Below are 15,028 nucleotides of genomic sequence, written 5' to 3' on the forward strand. Positions count from 1 at the left end.
GGCGAGTACAACCCTCCCCCTCCGGGGAAGAAAGGACCCCCCTCATGTCTCACACTGCGGAGCTCATCGCCGTAGGCACTGAATTACTCCTTGGCAACATCGCCAACACCAACGCCCAGGTCCTGAGCCAAAGCCTNTCCNCCCTAGGCGTCAACGTCTTCTGGCACACNGTCGTAGGCGACAACCCCCAACGCCTCCGGGAGGCGTTGGACATCGCCCGCCGCCGTGCGGACATCCTCATCACCACCGGCGGCCTGGGCCCCACCTACGACGACCTCACCAAACANNCCATCTGCGAAGCCTTCGGAAAACCCCTCATCCTCCACCCCGACATTCTCGAGGACATCCGCGCCTTCTACGAATCCGCCCTCCACGTCCCCATGCCGGAGAACAACACCCAGCAGGCGGAGCTGCCCGAGGGCTGCACGGTCTTCGACAACCCCGTGGGCACCGCCCCTGGCTGCGCCTTCGAATCGGAGGGCGTCCACGTCCTTATGCTCCCGGGTCCCCCCCACGAAATGGAAACCATGCTCCGCCGCCACGTGGAGCCTTACCTGCGGAAGCTCTCCCACGAGGTCATCGTCTCCCAGGACATCATGACCTTCGGCATGGGGGAGAGCTCCATCGACCAGCTTCTCCACGAAAAAATGGCCCATATGACCAACCCCACCCTGGCCACCTACGCCAAACCCTGTGAGGTCCGCCTCCGGGCCACCGCCAAGGCCGCCACGGAGGACGAGGCATATTCCACGCTGGCCCCCGTGGGGCAAATGGTTCTGGAAACCCTGGGCGACATCGTCTACGNCGTGGAGGGCAGCGNCCTGGCGGACTGCTGCNACGGCCATCTGATCCGCNGAGGGCTCACCCTCGCCACCGCCGAGAGCTGCACCGGCGGATTGGTTGCCCAGCGGCTCACCGCCATCCCCGGAATCTCCGCCGTTTACCGGGGCGGCGTGGTCAGCTACTGGACCAGCGTCAAGGCGGAGGTGCTCCACGTCCCCCAGGACGTCCTGGATACATACGGCCCCGTTTCAGAGGAGTGCGCCCGGGCCATGGCGGAGGGGGTCCGCCGGATCACCGGANCGGACCTTGGTNTCTCCNTCACCGGGGCGGCAGGGCCGGACCCGGACGAGCGGGGCGTCCCCGTGGGGATCGTGTACATCGGCCTGGCCACGCCAGAGGGAACTTTCTGCCGCCGCCTGGACCTGGGCCGCCGGAGGCGGGACCGCATCCAGGGCCTTTCGGCAAACCACGCCTTCGACGTGGTCCGGCGCTATTTACAGGGCCTTCCGGTAGAACAAATCTAATCCCTCACACCATTTCCCCCTTGCCTTTCCGCCGGAAACCTGCTANACTTGCCCCTTGTAACCTCACGCGCCGGACATGGCGCGAATATGATACAAAGGAACGGATTCATGAAAACCATTTTTCTCGTGGACGGCGACAACAACATCGGCACCGGGCTCACCGGCGTCGACATGCTCTCGGACCAGGACACCGTCCTCATCTTCTACCAGAAGGAAAAGGGCCTGGCCCTCAGCAAGCTTCAAAAGCTCTGCGCCGGAACGGCGGCGGACGTGCAGTATATCGAGAGCGTCCGGGGCGGCAAGAACTCCATCGACTTCCAGATCATCACCGAGCTTGGCGTCCTGGTGGGCAAACGGGAAGCGGACTACGCCTACGTCATCAGCCAGGACAAGGGCTACGCCGCTTCCATCGACGCCCTTCAGGCCCGATACGCCAACGCCTTTCAGGAGGTGGCCCTCCGCCCCTCCATTGAAAGCTGCCTCCACCTGCCCTTCGTCCTCCGCTCGGCGGACCGCCAGGAGCTTTGCAACGCCCTGGTGAAGGAGTACGGCTCCGCCCAGGGCTGCGCCCTTTACAACCACCTCAAGCGCATCTTCCAGTCCCCGGAGCCCGAGCCGGAAAAGCCCGTGAAGGTGACCCGCCCCCGCCGGGGCGGGCGCCGGAAAAAGCCCGCCGCCCAAGAGGCGGAGGAATAAGCCCCGCCCTGAAATGCCGCCCATCCGGGCGGTATTTTTTTGGCTCCTTCCGCCCGGTTCGACATCATTCGACAAAATTCGATAAATTTCTTGTGTTTTCCCCCGCCTTTTGCTATGATATTTCCGGGGGAGGCAGTCTTTTCCTGGGCTTAGACCGCTGTCCCCGGCACATGCTAACCCAGACGCTTCCAGAGGGCCAGACCGCTCCGGGAGTTTCGCCGGAAAGGAGACCGCCCCATGGATTTGGACCTCTCACTGCTGCCCCAGGCCGCCGCGCAGATGCGCGGAGCCCTGAGCAGCCTGTATTTTGCCGCCGCCCGGCTGGCCCCCTCCGCCGCCCGGGAGCAGGACCCGGAGCTGGACGCCAAGGCCGCCCTGGTGGACCAGAGCTACTACCGCCTTATCCGCCTGGTAAACAACCTCACCGCCGCCCGCTACCTGAGCGAGGAGCCCCTGCCCCTCCAGGACCGGGACATCGTGGAGTTCGTGGCGGACATCTTTGCCAAGGCCGCCTCCCTGGCCCCCCTCCGGGGGCTGGAGACCCGCCTTGTCTGCGCGGCGGACAGCCACATCTGCGCCTTCTGCCCCGACGCGCTGGAACAGCTTCTCTACCAGCTGCTGTCCAATGCCTTTAAATTCACCCCCGCCGGGGGCCTCATCACCGTGGAGCTGCGTCTGTCCGGGGGGCGGGTCTTCCTCTCTGTTGAGGATACCGGCCCCGGCATCGACCCGGAACGGCAGGTGACTCTCTTTGACAGCTACCACCAGGCGGAGCAGCCCGCCCCGCAGCCCCAGGGCCTGGGGCTGGGCCTGGCCCTCTGCCGGGGCATCGCCCAGGGCCACGGCGGCGTTATCACGGCGGAGTCCCACCAGGGGAAAGGAACCCGCGCCACCTTCTCCATGNCGGACCGCGTCAGCGGGGCCGCCCTCTCCGACCTTCGCTTTGACTACGGCGGGGGCTTCAACCACGCCCTCATGGCCCTGTCGGAGTCCATGCCCCCGGAGGCGTTTAAAATCCGCAATCACTAATCAATCAGGACCGGCCCTCACCAGGCCGGTCCTGTGCCGCTTCACGCAAATTTTACGCACCCCCCCGGCGGAATTCACAAAAACCTTCTTGCGTCCCCCGGTTTTTTCCAGTATAATCATTGCTGAAACCACGTTAAACAGGGGAGGAACCGCATTGCAGGACCGTTATAAAAACCTATTCCCGGCCACGCTGGTATNCTNCATCGGGCTGATGCTCCTGGGCCTGACCCTGGAGGCCCCCATGGACATCCTGAAGGGGCTGTACCACATCGTCACCATGCAGGACCTGCTGATTACGGATTACGTCTCCATCGGCGGCCCCGGCGCGNCCCTGGTAAACGCGGGGCTGGTGACCATCATTTCCATCTGCATCATCAAATTCTCCGGGGACCCCTACAACGGCTTCACCATCGTGGAGATGGGGCTGATGGCGGGCTTTTCCCTCTTCGGGAAGAACTTCGTCAACATCTGGCCCATCATCCTGGGCACCTGGCTCTNCGNCAAGTACCAGCGGGNGCCNTTTTCCAAGCACGCCGCTGTCTCCCTGCTGGCCACCTCCCTGGCCCCGCTGGTGAGNTNTATGTNCCTNGGCAGCATCCACGCCAGTCTCCNCCTGGGGGCGGTGACCGGCGTCCTCATCGGCTTCATCCTCCCCTCCCTCTCCGCCTACACCTATAAGGTCCAAAACGGCATGAACCTCTACAACATGGGCTTCGCCTGCGGCCTTTTCGCCATGATGATTGTGCCGGTCCTCACCGCCTNCGGCGNNAGCCCGGACTCCGTTCTCTACTGGGCCAAGGGCTATAACACCGGCTTCATCGCCGTGCTGAGCCTGCTGTGCTCCGTCCTGATTCTCCTGGGCTTCTTCGCTACCGGCGTCCCCGCCTGGAGCGTCTGGGCGGGCTACCGCCGCCTCCTCTCCACCACCGGCCGGGCCCCCAGCGACTACCTCCGCATGTTCGGCTACGGCCCCGTGCTGGTGAACATCGGCGTCAACGGCTTTCTGGGCATGGCCTACGTCCTCCTGGTGGGGGGCGACCTCAACGGCCCCACCATCGGGGGCATTTTCACCATCATGGGCTTTTCCGCCTTCGGCAAGCACGCCCGGAACATTCTCCCCGTCATGCTGGGGGTCTTCATCGGGGCCTACGGCATGCACCACACCCCAGACTACCCTTCCCTCCAATTGGCGGGCCTCTTCGGCACCACCCTGGCCCCCATCTCCGGCCACTTCGGCTGGCCCTACGGGGTGCTGGCGGGATTTATCCACGCCTCCCTGGTCCTCCAGACCGGCGGGCCGGTGGCGGGGCTGAACCTCTATAACAACGGCTTTTCCGGCGGCCTCATCGCCNTCGTGCTCTATCCCACCATCACCGCCATCGCCCGGAAGCGCCGCCCCACCCTCCAGAACGAGGACTACTACGATCTGTTTGAGGAAAGCGCCCCCATCGACACCTCGGACCTGTCCACCACCCACGGCGAGACGGCCCCGGAGGAGCCCCCGGAAAACGAGGCGCTGGAGGCCTGGGCCAGGAAAAATTTTCTGGGACCGGAATAAAATTTGAAAAAGCCGTCCATGCTTCCCTCAAAGGCCCGCAAGGGGGAAGGGAATGGACGACATATGAAAACCGAACAGGCCGGACGGCTGAAGCTTGTGGAAATTGTGCTNCTGCTGTTTTTGGCGGCNTTTCTCGCCACCGGNGNCATGGCCCTGCAAACCGGGCAGGAGCTGTCCGACAAGGTGGTCCGCCTCCATGTGCTGGCGAACTCCGATTCCGAGGAGGACCAGGCCCTGAAATTGAAGGTCCGGGACCGGATTCTCGCTTACGCGGAGCCCCTGCTGGCGGGAGCGGCGGACCGCCGGGAGGCGGAAGCCCTCCTCCGGGGCCAGGTGCTGGAGCTGGAGCGCGTCGCCGCCGGGGAAATCCGGGCAAACGGCTATGACTACGCCGTCACCATCGAATTGGAGGACACCGTGTTCCCCACCCGGGAGTACGAGGGCTTCTCCCTCCCCGCCGGGAAGTACCTGGCCCTCCGGGCCGTCATCGGCGCGGGGGAGGGGCAGAACTGGTGGTGCGTGGTGTTCCCGCCCCTGTGCGCCGCCGCCTCGGCGGAGGTGCCGGAAGCGGCCCTGGCCGCCGGGCTGTCTCCCTCTCAGGTGGGCCTCATTACGGAGGAGGACCAGGGCTATGTGCTGAAAAGCAAGCTGGTGGAGTTCTGGAAAACCCTGGAGAACACCCTAGAATAACGAAGAGAGGAGCGTCCCGCTAGGACGCTCCTCTTTTTTATGTTTCCCGGGCCCGCTCCTCCATCCGCTTCCGGTCCACGCAGAAATAGCTGAACGCCCCCGTGGCAAGCAAGGACCCGCGCTCGTCCGTAATCTCCACGTCCACCAGCACCGTGGACCGCCCCCGGTGCCGGACCCGCCCCGCGGCCCGGATAGTCCCGTGGGCCCGGTTGTCCAAAAAATGCAGGTCCCCGTGCTGGGTGACGTAATGCCGCCCGTCGCTGTGGGCCGCGCCGCCGGCGGCGTCGTCCGCCAGGGTGTACAGCGCCCCGCCGTGGACCATGCCGAAGGGATTCCGGCTCTCCGGCCGGATATCCAGGCGGTAGACCGCGCAGTCCGCCTCCGCGGATTCCAGCCGGATGAAATTGTGGTCCGTAAAGGCGTTGGCCCCCAGCTTCAGCGTCTCCAGCCGGAGCGTTTCCATATTCTCCATAAAGAAGCCTCCCGATCAAGTGGTGAAAAACAGCGTCAGTATACCACAGCGCCGTCCCCATTTCAACTTTTTTGAAAAAGGGGGTTGACAAACGTAGGCCGCCGCGTATAATGAACATATGAACACTCGTTCAATTGTTCATTTGAAANGAGGCGGACTCATGGAGGACCGCTACAACGTGGAGTGCTGTGATTTCATCCACGCCCACGAGGACGTGGTGGAAAAGGTNCGGCGGGAACTGCCGGGGGAGGACACCCTCTACGATCTGACGGAGCTGTTCCGCATCTTCGGGGACTCCACCCGGGTCCGCATCCTCTACGTGCTCTTCGAGTCGGAGATGTGCGTCTGCGACATCGCGGCGCTGCTGGGGCTCACCCAGTCCGCCGTCTCCCACCAGCTCCGGGCGTTGAAAAACGTCCGGCTGGTGAAGTCCCGGCGGGAGGGCAAGACCGTGTTCTACTCCCTGGCGGACGACCACGTCAAGACCATCATCGACCAGGGGCTGGAGCATGTCCGCGAATAATTCCGTTTTCCCTATGCAGAAACATATGAACATATCAGGAGGAAGATCATCATGAAAAAGCGTTTCAAGCTCACCGACCTGGACTGCGCCAACTGCGCCGCGAAAATGGAAGAGGCCATCAAAAAAATTGACGGGGTGCACGACGCCACCGTCAGCTTCATGGCCCAGAAAATGACCGTAGACGCCGATGACGCCCGGTTTGACGACATCATGAAGGAAATTGTGGCCGTATGCAAAAAGGTGGAGCCGGACTGCATCATCAACCTTTGAGCACCTTCTGGGACCGCTGGGCCCGGCTCTATGATCTTACCCAGTGGACCAACCGGCGGNCCAANNCCGCCGCCGCGGCCCGGANGGCGGAGCGGATTCCCGCCGGGGCCAGGGTGCTGGACTGCGCCGCCGGNACGGGGNNGTTTTCCCTGGCGGNGGCGGAGCGGGCGGGCTTTGTTCTCTGCACGGACCTGTCGGAGGCCATGCTGGAACGGGCAAAGCGAAAGGCCCGCNGCCGGGGGCTGACCAACCTGGACTTTGCCCGCCGGGACCTGACCGCCCTGCCGGACCCGGACGGCAGCTTTGACGCGGTTATCGCCGCCAACGTGCTCCACCTGCTCCCGGCGCCGGACGAGGCGGTCCGGGAGCTTTGGCGGGTGACCGCCCCTGGNGGGNGGCTCCTTCTGCCCACNTATCTTCAGGGAAAGGTGGGAGNGGCCTATGGCGCGGTNATTAAAATCTACCACGGCGTGGGCTTTCATTACGAGCACGCCTTCNCTCCCNAGACTTACCGGACNNTTTTAGAGCGCNNGGGTCTTGGCCGGGCGACGGTGGAGATAATCCCCGGGCGTCTCCCCGTGGGTCTGGCGGTGCTGCAAAAGCCGGAGCCTTCCGGCGGTCCCTTTTGAACGCAAAAAAGTAAGCTCCCCGCCCTAACGAAGCACAGGGAGCCTACCAGCACAGCACGGGCGGCATGGCCACCCTCCATGTTGCCTCCAGTATAGCAGACTCAAACGAGAAAATCAAGCGGAAAACCCGCGTCTTTAAGGAGGCGTTCCCCATGAACAACCTCACCCGCAAACAGCGGAAAATGCTGTATCGAATTCTGGCCGCGGCGGCGCTTCTGATCGCCGTCAAGCTGCTGCCCAATCTGTTCCCGGTCCCCCGTTGGATGGAAATCCCTCTGTACCTGGCCCCCNATCTCATCATCGGCTGGGACGTCCTTTGGAAGGCCGTCCGCAACATTCTAAACGGCCAGGTCTTTGACGAAAACTTCCTCATGGCCCTGGCCACCGTGGGGGCCTTCGCCACCGGGGAGTACGCCGAGGCGGTCTTTNTCATGCTCTTCTACCAAANCGGCGAGCTCTTCCAGGACTACGCCGTGGGCAAGTCCCGCCAGTCCATCGCCGCCCTCATGGACATCCGCCCCGACACCGCCAACCTGGAGCTGGAGGACGGCTCTTTAGAGGAGGTGGACCCGGAGGACGTGGAGGTGGGCGCCGTGGTGGTGGTCCGCCCCGGCGAGCGGGTCCCCCTGGACGGTGAAGTGCTGGAGGGCGCTTCCGCCCTGGACACCGCCGCCCTCACCGGCGAGTCCGCGCCCCGGGANGTGGGCGCAGGCGACGCGGNGATCANCGGCTGCGTGAACCAGTCCGGGCTGCTGCGGGTCAAGGTCACCAAGCCCTGCGAGGAGTCCACCGTGTCCAAAATCCTGGACCTGGTGGAAAACGCCGGGGAGAAAAAAGCCGCCAGCGAGAACTTTATCACCCGCTTCGCCCGGTACTATACCCCCTGCGTGGTCATTGCGGCCACGGCCCTGTTCCTTCTGCCCACCATCGCCCTGGCGCTGCTTCCGGCCTCCGCCCAGCCCGCCTTCCTGGCGGGGACGGACTGGACCGGCTGGCTCCACCGGGCCCTCATCTTCCTGGTCATCTCCTGCCCCTGCGCCCTGGTGATCTCCGTGCCTTTGAGCTTCTTCGGCGGCATCGGCGGGGCCAGCAAGTGCGGCATCCTGGTGAAGGGCAGCAACTACCTGGAAACCCTGGCCCGGACGGAGACGGTGGTTTTCGACAAGACGGGCACCCTGACCCAGGGCAGCTTCACCGTCACCGCCCTGCACCCCGCCGAAGGCGTCACAAAGGACGCGCTGCTGGAGGCCGCCGCCCTGGCGGAAAGCTGGTCCAGCCACCCCATTTCCCTCTCCCTCCGCAGGGCCTGCGGGAAGGACCTGGACCCCAGCCGGGTGACAGACGTGGAGGAAATCGCGGGCCATGGCGTAACGGCCAAGGTGGACGGCAAAGCCGTCTCCGCCGGAAACAGCCGCCTGATGGAAAAAGAGNGCGTCCNATGGGAGCCCTGCGACCTGCCGGGGACTATCGTCCACGTAANCGTNGAAGGGCGCTACGCCGGGCACATCCTGATTTCCGACCTGCCCAAGCCGGAGGCCAAGACCCTGGTGGAGGGCCTGAAGGCGGCGGGAGTGAAAAAGACCGTCATGCTCACCGGCGACACGGAGGCCGCCGCCANNANCGNGGTCCGGGACCTGGGAATCGACGAGGTCCACGCCCAGCTTCTCCCGGCGGACAAGGTGGAGCGGGTGGAGGGCCTCCTGGCGAAGAAATCCCCGAACGCGGCCCTGGCCTTTGTGGGGGACGGCATCAACGACGCGCCGGTCCTCACCCGGGCGGACGTGGGCATCGCCATGGGAGCCCTGGGCTCCGACGCCGCCATCGAGGCCGCCGACGTGGTGCTGATGGACGACAACCCGGCGAAAATCGCCGCCGCCATGCGCATCTCCCGGAAGACCCTGCGGATTGTCAAGCAGAACATCTGGTTTGCCCTGGGGGTCAAGGGCGCGGTGCTGCTGCTGGGCGCCTTCGGCGTGGCCACCATGTGGGAGGCGGTGTTCGCCGACGTGGGCGTGGCCTTTCTCGCCATTCTGAACGCCATGCGCTGCCTCCAGGTGGAGGAGTTCAAGAAGTAAAGCCAAAGCCGGACGGGAATTCCCGTCCGGCTTTTTTATGCCTCTGATGGAGAAAGCTCCTCTTGAAAATACCGTCTGGTGGTCTCCGCGTCGGCGGCAATCTGGGCCCGGAGGGCATCCAGAGAGTCAAAGCGAATCTCATCCCGGAGGTGCTTGTAAAACTCCAGCCGCAGGGTTTGCCCGTACAAATCCCCCTGGAAGTCCAAAAGGCACGCCTCCACCGTCACGTCGGTCCCCCGGTTCACCGTGGGCCGGGTCCCCACGTTGGTGACGGCGGGGAAGCTGGTCNCGTCCTCAAAATAGACCCTCGTCACATAGACCCCGTGGCTGGGGACCAGCACATGGGGGGGCACCGGCAGATTCGCCGTGGGAAAGAGCCGGGAGGAGCCCAGGCCCCGCCCGTGGCGGACGGTCCCCGTCAGGGTGTGGGGGTGGCCCAGAAAGCGGTTCGCCCGCTCCACCTGGCCCATCTCCACCAGGCGGCGGATGTAGGTGGAGCTGACGGTAACCCCGCCGATCTCCACCTCGGAAATGATGTCGCAGCCGATCCCAAGGGCGGCGCATTTCTCCTTTAACAGCTCCGGCGTGCCCGCGTTTTTGTGGCCGAAGCGGTGGTCGTGGCCCGCCACCAGGTGGACGGCGTGCCAGCGGCCCACCAGCAGCTCCTCCACAAAGTCCTCCCATGAGGTGGTCATCATCTCCCGGTCAAAGGGGGCCAGAATGACCTCCTTGATGCCGTACAGCCGCCGGACCAGCTCCCTTCGGTCCCCGGCGGAGTTGATGAGGGGACAGGGAACGCCGGTAACCACCTCCTTTGGGGGCCGGTCAAAGGTAAAGACGGCGGGGGCGCAGCCCCGGCGGGCGGCCTCCTCCGCCGTCCGGCGGAGCAAAGCGCCGTGGCCCAGGTGAACCCCGTCGAAGAAGCCCAGGGCAATGACACGTTCTTTCATACTACGCTCCAAAGAAATTCTTGATGGACGTCAGGGTCCCCCCCGCCCCCCGGGAGAGGCAGAGAAACTCCCCGTCTTGTCCGTAGATTCGGTAAGTACCGTCCGCCGTTCCCGGCAGGGAGATGGGGTTCCCGCAGCGGACCCGCTTCTCCTGCCCCGGGGACCGGACGGTCAGGGCGGGATACCCGGCAAACAGGCTGTCCAGCGGGCGGAGCAGGGACTCCCCCTTCTCCTGCACCTCCCCCAGGGTCACGGCCTCCGCCAGGGTAAAGCCCGCCGCCATGGTCCGGCGGAGGCTGTACAGCGTCCCGCCGCAGCCAAGGGCCTGTCCGACGTCGTGGCAAAGGGTCCGAATATAGGTCCCCTTGGAGCAGAGGCACCGGAGGCGGAAATCCGTTTCGCTCTCCGCCTCCAGCAGCTCCAGCCCATAGATGGTGACGGGCCGGGGCTTCCGCTCCACCTCTTTTCCCCGCCGGGCCAGCTCATAGAGCTTCTTCCCCTGGATTTTCACGGCGGAGTACATGGGGGGAACCTGCTGAATGTCCCCCCGGAAGCCCGCCAGGGCGGCCTCCACATCCTCCCGGCCCGCCGTCACGGGGCGGGTTTCCAACACCGTGCCCGTCACGTCCTGGGTGTCGGTGGTCAGCCCCAGGCGAAGGCCCGCGTCGTACTCCTTCCGCCCGTTCTCGGCAAACTCCACCGCCCGGGTGGCCCGGCCCACAAAGACCGGAAGCACCCCCGTGGCCATGGGGTCCAGGGTGCCGCCGTGGCCCACCCGCTTTTCCCGGAGGATGCCCCGGATTTTCGCGCACACGTCCATGGAGGTCCACCCGGCGGGCTTGTCAATGATCACGATACCGTTGGGCATTGGAAACCTCCCGACTTACAAAGTGAAGTCCGGGGCCACCTGGGCGATGGCCTCCAGCATCCGCCCCTTGGCCTCGGCAAAGGGGGCCTCCACGGTGCACCCGGCGGCGGCGGCGTGGCCCCCGCCCCCCAGCAGGGCGCAGGCGTTTGTCGCGTTGACCCGAGGCCCGGTGCGGAGGGAGAATTTCCACACGTCCGGGCGGAGCTCCCGCATGGTGACGGCGCAGTCCACCCCCTCGATCTGCCCCCCCAGGGCGGAGAGGTCCTCCGCGTCGGTCTCCGCGGCCTGAACCTTGGCAATGAGGGACAGGGGAACCGCCAGCACCGCCACCCGGCCGTGGTCATGGTACTCGATTTCGCTGAGCATGGCGGCCTCCAGGGCCAGCCGCTTCTTCGTCTTGGTGCGGAAGAAGGTCTTGTTCACCGNCTGGAAATCAATGCCGGTCCGCAGCAATGCCGCCGCCACGGCGTGGGTATGGGCGGTGGTGTTGTTATAGGCAAAGCAGCCGCAGTCCGTGGAAACCGCCACGTAGAGCGGCAAGGCCATCTCCGCCGTAATGGGCCCCAGCTCCGCCAGGATGTCATAGATGATCTCCCCCGTGGCGGCGGCGGAGGGGCGGACATAGTTCTCCCGCCCGAAGCCCTCGAAGGAGGGGTGGTGGTCAATGGCCAAATCCACCCGCTCCGCGTAAGGCTTGGCGTTCTCCGGGAACAGCGCCGCCGCGGCAATGTCCTTGGAGACCACCCGCTCCGGCTGAAAATCCGCCGGGGCGGCGTAGGGCCGGAAGTAGNGGGCCGCCGTGTCCGTCAGCTCCGGGTTGGGCAGCAGGTACGCCGTCTTTCCCAGGGCCCGCAGACCCGCGCACAGCGCGGCGGCGGAGCCCACAGTGTCCCCGTCGGGCCGGACGTGGGTGAGAATCAGCACATTGTCAAAGGACCGCAGCCGCCCGGCGGCTTCCTGTATGGTGAGCATGGTCATTCCTCCTCCGGCCCGGGGCCCCGGGCCGCGTCCTTCTCCTCTTCCTTACGCAGGAGCTCCAAAATATGGGCCCCGTGCTGGATGGAGTCGTCGCCGATAAACTGGAGCTCCGGCGTATAGCGGAGCTGAAGGGCATGGCCCAGCTCTCGCCTAAGGAAGCCGGAGGCGGATTTCAGCCCCTTCAGCACGTCCTTCTCCTGGTCCTTGTTCAGCACGCTGACATAGACCCGGGCATAGCGCAGATCGTTGGTGGTGTCCACCCGGGTGATGGACACCATGCCGGTGCCGGAGACCCGGGGGTCCTTCAAATTGCGGAGCTGGTCCGCCAGCTCCCGCTGGATTTCGTCGTTGATGCGGTGGATTCGGTTGGATGCCATAGGCGTTCTCCTTTTTTAATAAAGGCGGCGGTGACACCGCCGCCTTTATCATGTCCTTACTGAGGAATTTCCTCCATGGTATAGCCTTCCACGATATCGCCTTCCTTGATATCGTTGAATTTCTCAATGGTCAAGCCGCACTCATAGCCGCTGGCCACTTCCTTGGCGGCGTCCTTGAACCGCTGGAGGGAGCCCAGCACGCCCTCGTGGATGACGATGCCGTCCCGGACCAGGCGGATGNNGCAGTTGCGGACGATCTTGCCGTCCTGGACATAGCAGCCCGCCACGGTTCCCACGCCGGAAACCTTGTAGGTCTGGCGGNNCTCCGNGTNGCCAAGCAGCGCCTCCCGGTACTTGGGGGCCAGCATGCCCTTCATGGCGGCGGTGATCTCGTCGATGCAGTCGTAGATGACCCGGTACATCCGCATATCCACGTTCTGCCGGGCCGCGCCGTCCCGCGCCGCCGCGTCGGGGCGGACGTTGAAGCCCACAATGATGGCGCCCGAGGACGAGGCCAGCATGACGTCGGACTCGTTCACCGCGCCCACGCCGCCATGGATCACCCGGACGTTCACTTCCTCGTTGGAGAGCTTTTCCAGGGACGCCTTGACGGCTTCCACGCTGCCCTGGACGTCGGCCTTGACGATGAGGGCCAGCTCCTTCCGCTCGCCGGCCTGGATCTGGTCGAAGAGGTTCTCCAGGCTGACCTTCTGCACCGGGGCGGCGGCCTTCGCCCGCTCCTCGGCCTTACGCTGCTCCACCAGCTCCCGGGCCATCCGCTCGTCGCTGACGGCGAAGAAGGGGCTTCCGGCGGTGGGGGCCTCGCTGAGACCCGCGATCTCCACGGGCACGGAGGGGCCCGCCTCGGCGAGGCGGTTGCCCTTATAGTCCAGCATGGTGCGGACCCGGCCCACGGCGGTGCCCGCGATGATGATATCCCCCTGCTTCAAGGTGCCGTTCTGGACCAGCAGGGTCGCCACGGGGCCCCGGCCCTTGTCCAGCCTCGCCTCGATAACGGTGCCCTGGCCCGCCCGGTTGGGGTTGGCCTTCAGCTCCTGAATCTCCGCCCGAAGCNNCAGGTTTTNCAGAAGGTTCTCAATGCCGATGTTCTTCTTGGCGGAGACCTTGCAGCAGATGGTCTCCCCGCCCCAGTCCTCGGGGACCAGGCCGTGCTCCGTCAGCTGCTGCATGACCTTATCCGGGTTGGCGTTTTCCTTGTCGATTTTATTGACGGCCACCAGAATGGGGATGTTGGCCGCTTTCGCGTGGGAGATGGACTCGATGGTCTGGGGCATGATGCCGTCGTCCGCCGCCACCATCAAGATGGCGATGTCCGTCACCATGGCGCCCCGGGCCCGCANGGAGGTAAAGGCCTCGTGGCCGGGGGTGTCCAGGAAGGTAATGGGCTTTCCATTCACCTGGACCTGGTAGGCGCCGATGTGCTGGGTGATGCCTCCGGCCTCGCCGGAGGCCACGGAGGTGTTCCGAATCGTATCCAGGAGGGAGGTCTTGCCGTGGTCCACATGGCCCATGACCACCACCACCGGGGCCCGGGGAACCAGGTCCTCCGCCTTGTCCNCGGACACGTCGATGAGCTTTTCCTCAATGGTGACCACGACTTCCTTTTCCACCTTGCAGCCCATTTCCTCGGCAATGAAGGAAGCGGTGTCGAAATCGATCATCTGGGGCAGGGAGGCCATGATGCCGTTTTTCATCAGGGCCTTGACCACCTCCGCGCCGGTTTTCTTCATCCGGCTGGCCAGCTCGCCCACGGAAATCTCGTCGGGAATCTGGACCTTGACGGGGGCTTTCTTGGCGATCTCCAGCTGGAGGCGGCGCATTTTCTCCGCCTCGTCCTGGCGGCGCTTGTTGGAAAAGGCGGGTCCGCCCCGGCGCTGATTCCGGCCCTGGACCTTCTCCCGNCCGGAGCGCTGCTGGCGCTGCATCCGCTCGCCCTGCTGGCCGCCCAGGGTCTCCAGGCGCTCGTCGTACTTGGCCAGGTTCACGTCGCCGCCCTTCCGGGTGTCCACGATCTTCTTCTGGGGCACCCGGCTGGCGGGCCGCTGAACGGGCTGCTGATTCTGCTGGGGCTGCTGCTGGGGCGCGGGCTTGTTCTGTCCGCCCTTCTGGCCCTGGGCGCCCTGTGCCGCCGGGGCGGGCCTGCCCCCCTGCTGGGCGGCGGCTTTGCCCTGCTGGCCCTGGGCGGGCTTCTTCTCCTCCGCCTGGGCGGAGGGCTGGGCGGAAGCCGCCTGCTGGGCGGAAGCCGCCGCCGGGGCGGGCTTCGCCTCCTGATAGGTCTCCTGGAAAATCACCTGGATATCGGAGACAGGATGGTCCTGGGTCAGCCGGTCGAAGATAACGGACAGCTCCCGGTCCGTCAGCACCTGCATGTGGTTCTTCGGGGCCGCGCCGTACTTGGTCAGGATCTCCGTGATGGTCTTGGTGGGCAGGCCGAAGTCCTTCGCCACCTCGTGGACTCTGTATTTTTCAATAGCCAAATAAAACACCTCGTTCTGTTCCTCTCCAGAAGCCCGTTTGAAAACCGGCGCACCCGCCGCCGGCTTTCAGACGGACTCGGGATCGGAGAAATTTTATGGAAATGGATA

At 64.9% G+C, this 15,028-nt stretch carries 15 protein-coding genes; 9 read left to right on the top strand and 6 right to left on the bottom strand.

From position 1 onward, the window contains the following. The 5 genes from JX325_RS06115 to spoIIR form a co-directional block, all read left to right on the top strand. The coding region (locus JX325_RS06115) for a competence/damage-inducible protein A (RefSeq protein WP_307819250.1) at nt 1–1,307 on the top strand (1,307 nt) is incomplete at its 5' end. Between the two features lie 108 nt (nt 1,308–1,415). After that, nucleotides 1,416–2,003, top strand: coding sequence for a PIN domain-containing protein (locus tag JX325_RS06120; RefSeq protein ID WP_204790271.1), 588 nt, complete (start codon nt 1,416–1,418; stop codon nt 2,001–2,003). Between the two features lie 237 nt (nt 2,004–2,240). After that, the gene (locus tag JX325_RS06125; RefSeq protein ID WP_204790272.1) at nt 2,241–3,032 is read left to right on the top strand and encodes a sensor histidine kinase KdpD; all 792 of its coding nucleotides are present in this window, start codon (nt 2,241–2,243) and stop codon (nt 3,030–3,032) included. A 154-nt stretch (nt 3,033–3,186) separates the two neighbouring features. Beyond that, nucleotides 3,187–4,590: a DUF1576 domain-containing protein gene (locus JX325_RS06130; protein ID WP_243413951.1), complete on the top strand. Its 1,404-nt coding sequence runs from the start codon at nt 3,187–3,189 to the stop codon at nt 4,588–4,590. A gap of 63 nt (nt 4,591–4,653) precedes the next feature. Further along, on the top strand, nt 4,654–5,280 hold the full coding sequence (gene spoIIR, locus JX325_RS06135) for a stage II sporulation protein R (protein ID WP_204790273.1): 627 nt from the start codon (nt 4,654–4,656) through the stop codon (nt 5,278–5,280). 37 nt (nt 5,281–5,317) lie between these two features. Here the strand turns inward: spoIIR and JX325_RS06140 are convergent, their stop codons facing one another. Beyond that, complete coding sequence (locus JX325_RS06140) at nt 5,318–5,752, bottom strand: PaaI family thioesterase (protein ID WP_243413952.1); 435 nt, start codon at nt 5,750–5,752, stop codon at nt 5,318–5,320. Between the two features lie 160 nt (nt 5,753–5,912). Here JX325_RS06140 and JX325_RS06145 point away from each other — a divergent pair, with 160 nt between their 5' ends. The 4 genes from JX325_RS06145 to JX325_RS06160 all read left to right on the top strand — a co-directional run bounded on the left by JX325_RS06145 (nt 5,913) and on the right by JX325_RS06160 (nt 9,249). Next, the gene (locus JX325_RS06145) at nt 5,913–6,275 is read left to right on the top strand and encodes a metalloregulator ArsR/SmtB family transcription factor (RefSeq protein ID WP_204790274.1); all 363 of its coding nucleotides are present in this window, start codon (nt 5,913–5,915) and stop codon (nt 6,273–6,275) included. 51 nt (nt 6,276–6,326) lie between these two features. Further along, nucleotides 6,327–6,545: a cation transporter gene (locus JX325_RS06150; protein ID WP_204790275.1), complete on the top strand. Its 219-nt coding sequence runs from the start codon at nt 6,327–6,329 to the stop codon at nt 6,543–6,545. Next, nucleotides 6,506–7,174, top strand: a complete 669-nt coding sequence (locus JX325_RS06155; protein WP_204790276.1) for a class I SAM-dependent methyltransferase — start codon at nt 6,506–6,508, stop codon at nt 7,172–7,174. Before JX325_RS06150 ends, JX325_RS06155 begins: the two co-directional genes overlap by 40 nt. 152 nt (nt 7,175–7,326) lie before the next feature. Further along, on the top strand, nt 7,327–9,249 hold the full coding sequence (locus JX325_RS06160; RefSeq protein WP_204790277.1) for a heavy metal translocating P-type ATPase: 1,923 nt from the start codon (nt 7,327–7,329) through the stop codon (nt 9,247–9,249). 35 nt (nt 9,250–9,284) lie between these two features. On the opposite strand, the gene ribF is transcribed toward JX325_RS06160, so the two are convergent. The 5 genes from ribF to infB all read right to left on the bottom strand — a co-directional run bounded on the left by ribF (nt 9,285) and on the right by infB (nt 14,920). Next, nucleotides 9,285–10,199, bottom strand: coding sequence for a riboflavin biosynthesis protein RibF (gene ribF / locus JX325_RS06165; protein ID WP_204790278.1), 915 nt, complete (start codon nt 10,197–10,199; stop codon nt 9,285–9,287). A gap of 1 nt (nt 10,200) precedes the next feature. After that, nucleotides 10,201–11,067 carry a tRNA pseudouridine(55) synthase TruB gene (truB, locus tag JX325_RS06170; protein WP_204790279.1) on the bottom strand — a complete coding sequence of 289 codons (867 nt, stop codon included), beginning with the start codon at nt 11,065–11,067 and terminating at the stop codon, nt 10,201–10,203. A 15-nt stretch (nt 11,068–11,082) separates the two neighbouring features. Next, nucleotides 11,083–12,039 carry a bifunctional oligoribonuclease/PAP phosphatase NrnA gene (locus JX325_RS06175; protein WP_204790280.1) on the bottom strand — a complete coding sequence of 319 codons (957 nt, stop codon included), beginning with the start codon at nt 12,037–12,039 and terminating at the stop codon, nt 11,083–11,085. 2 nt (nt 12,040–12,041) lie between these two features. Then, on the bottom strand, nt 12,042–12,422 hold the full coding sequence (rbfA, locus tag JX325_RS06180; protein WP_204790281.1) for a 30S ribosome-binding factor RbfA: 381 nt from the start codon (nt 12,420–12,422) through the stop codon (nt 12,042–12,044). A 56-nt stretch (nt 12,423–12,478) separates the two neighbouring features. Next, on the bottom strand, nt 12,479–14,920 hold the full coding sequence (infB, locus tag JX325_RS06185; protein ID WP_204790282.1) for a translation initiation factor IF-2: 2,442 nt from the start codon (nt 14,918–14,920) through the stop codon (nt 12,479–12,481). Nucleotides 14,921–15,028 lie beyond the last annotated feature (108 nt).

Origin of the sequence: Oscillibacter sp. CU971 (assembly GCF_905219725.1) — a bacterium.
Lineage (GTDB): Bacteria > Bacillota > Clostridia > Oscillospirales > Oscillospiraceae > Oscillibacter.

What these genes read in the sequence shown, in the direction of transcription:
- JX325_RS06120 (WP_204790271.1), top strand. Translation starts at nt 1,416, where the DNA reads ATGAAAACCATTTTTCTCGTGGACGGCGACAACAACATCGGCACCGGG.
- JX325_RS06140 (WP_243413952.1), bottom strand. Translation starts at nt 5,752, where the DNA reads ATGGAGAATATGGAAACGCTCCGGCTGGAGACGCTGAAGCTGGGGGCC.
- JX325_RS06150 (WP_204790275.1), top strand. Translation starts at nt 6,327, where the DNA reads ATGAAAAAGCGTTTCAAGCTCACCGACCTGGACTGCGCCAACTGCGCC.
- truB (WP_204790279.1), bottom strand. Translation starts at nt 11,067, where the DNA reads ATGCCCAACGGTATCGTGATCATTGACAAGCCCGCCGGGTGGACCTCC.
- rbfA (WP_204790281.1), bottom strand. Translation starts at nt 12,422, where the DNA reads ATGGCATCCAACCGAATCCACCGCATCAACGACGAAATCCAGCGGGAG.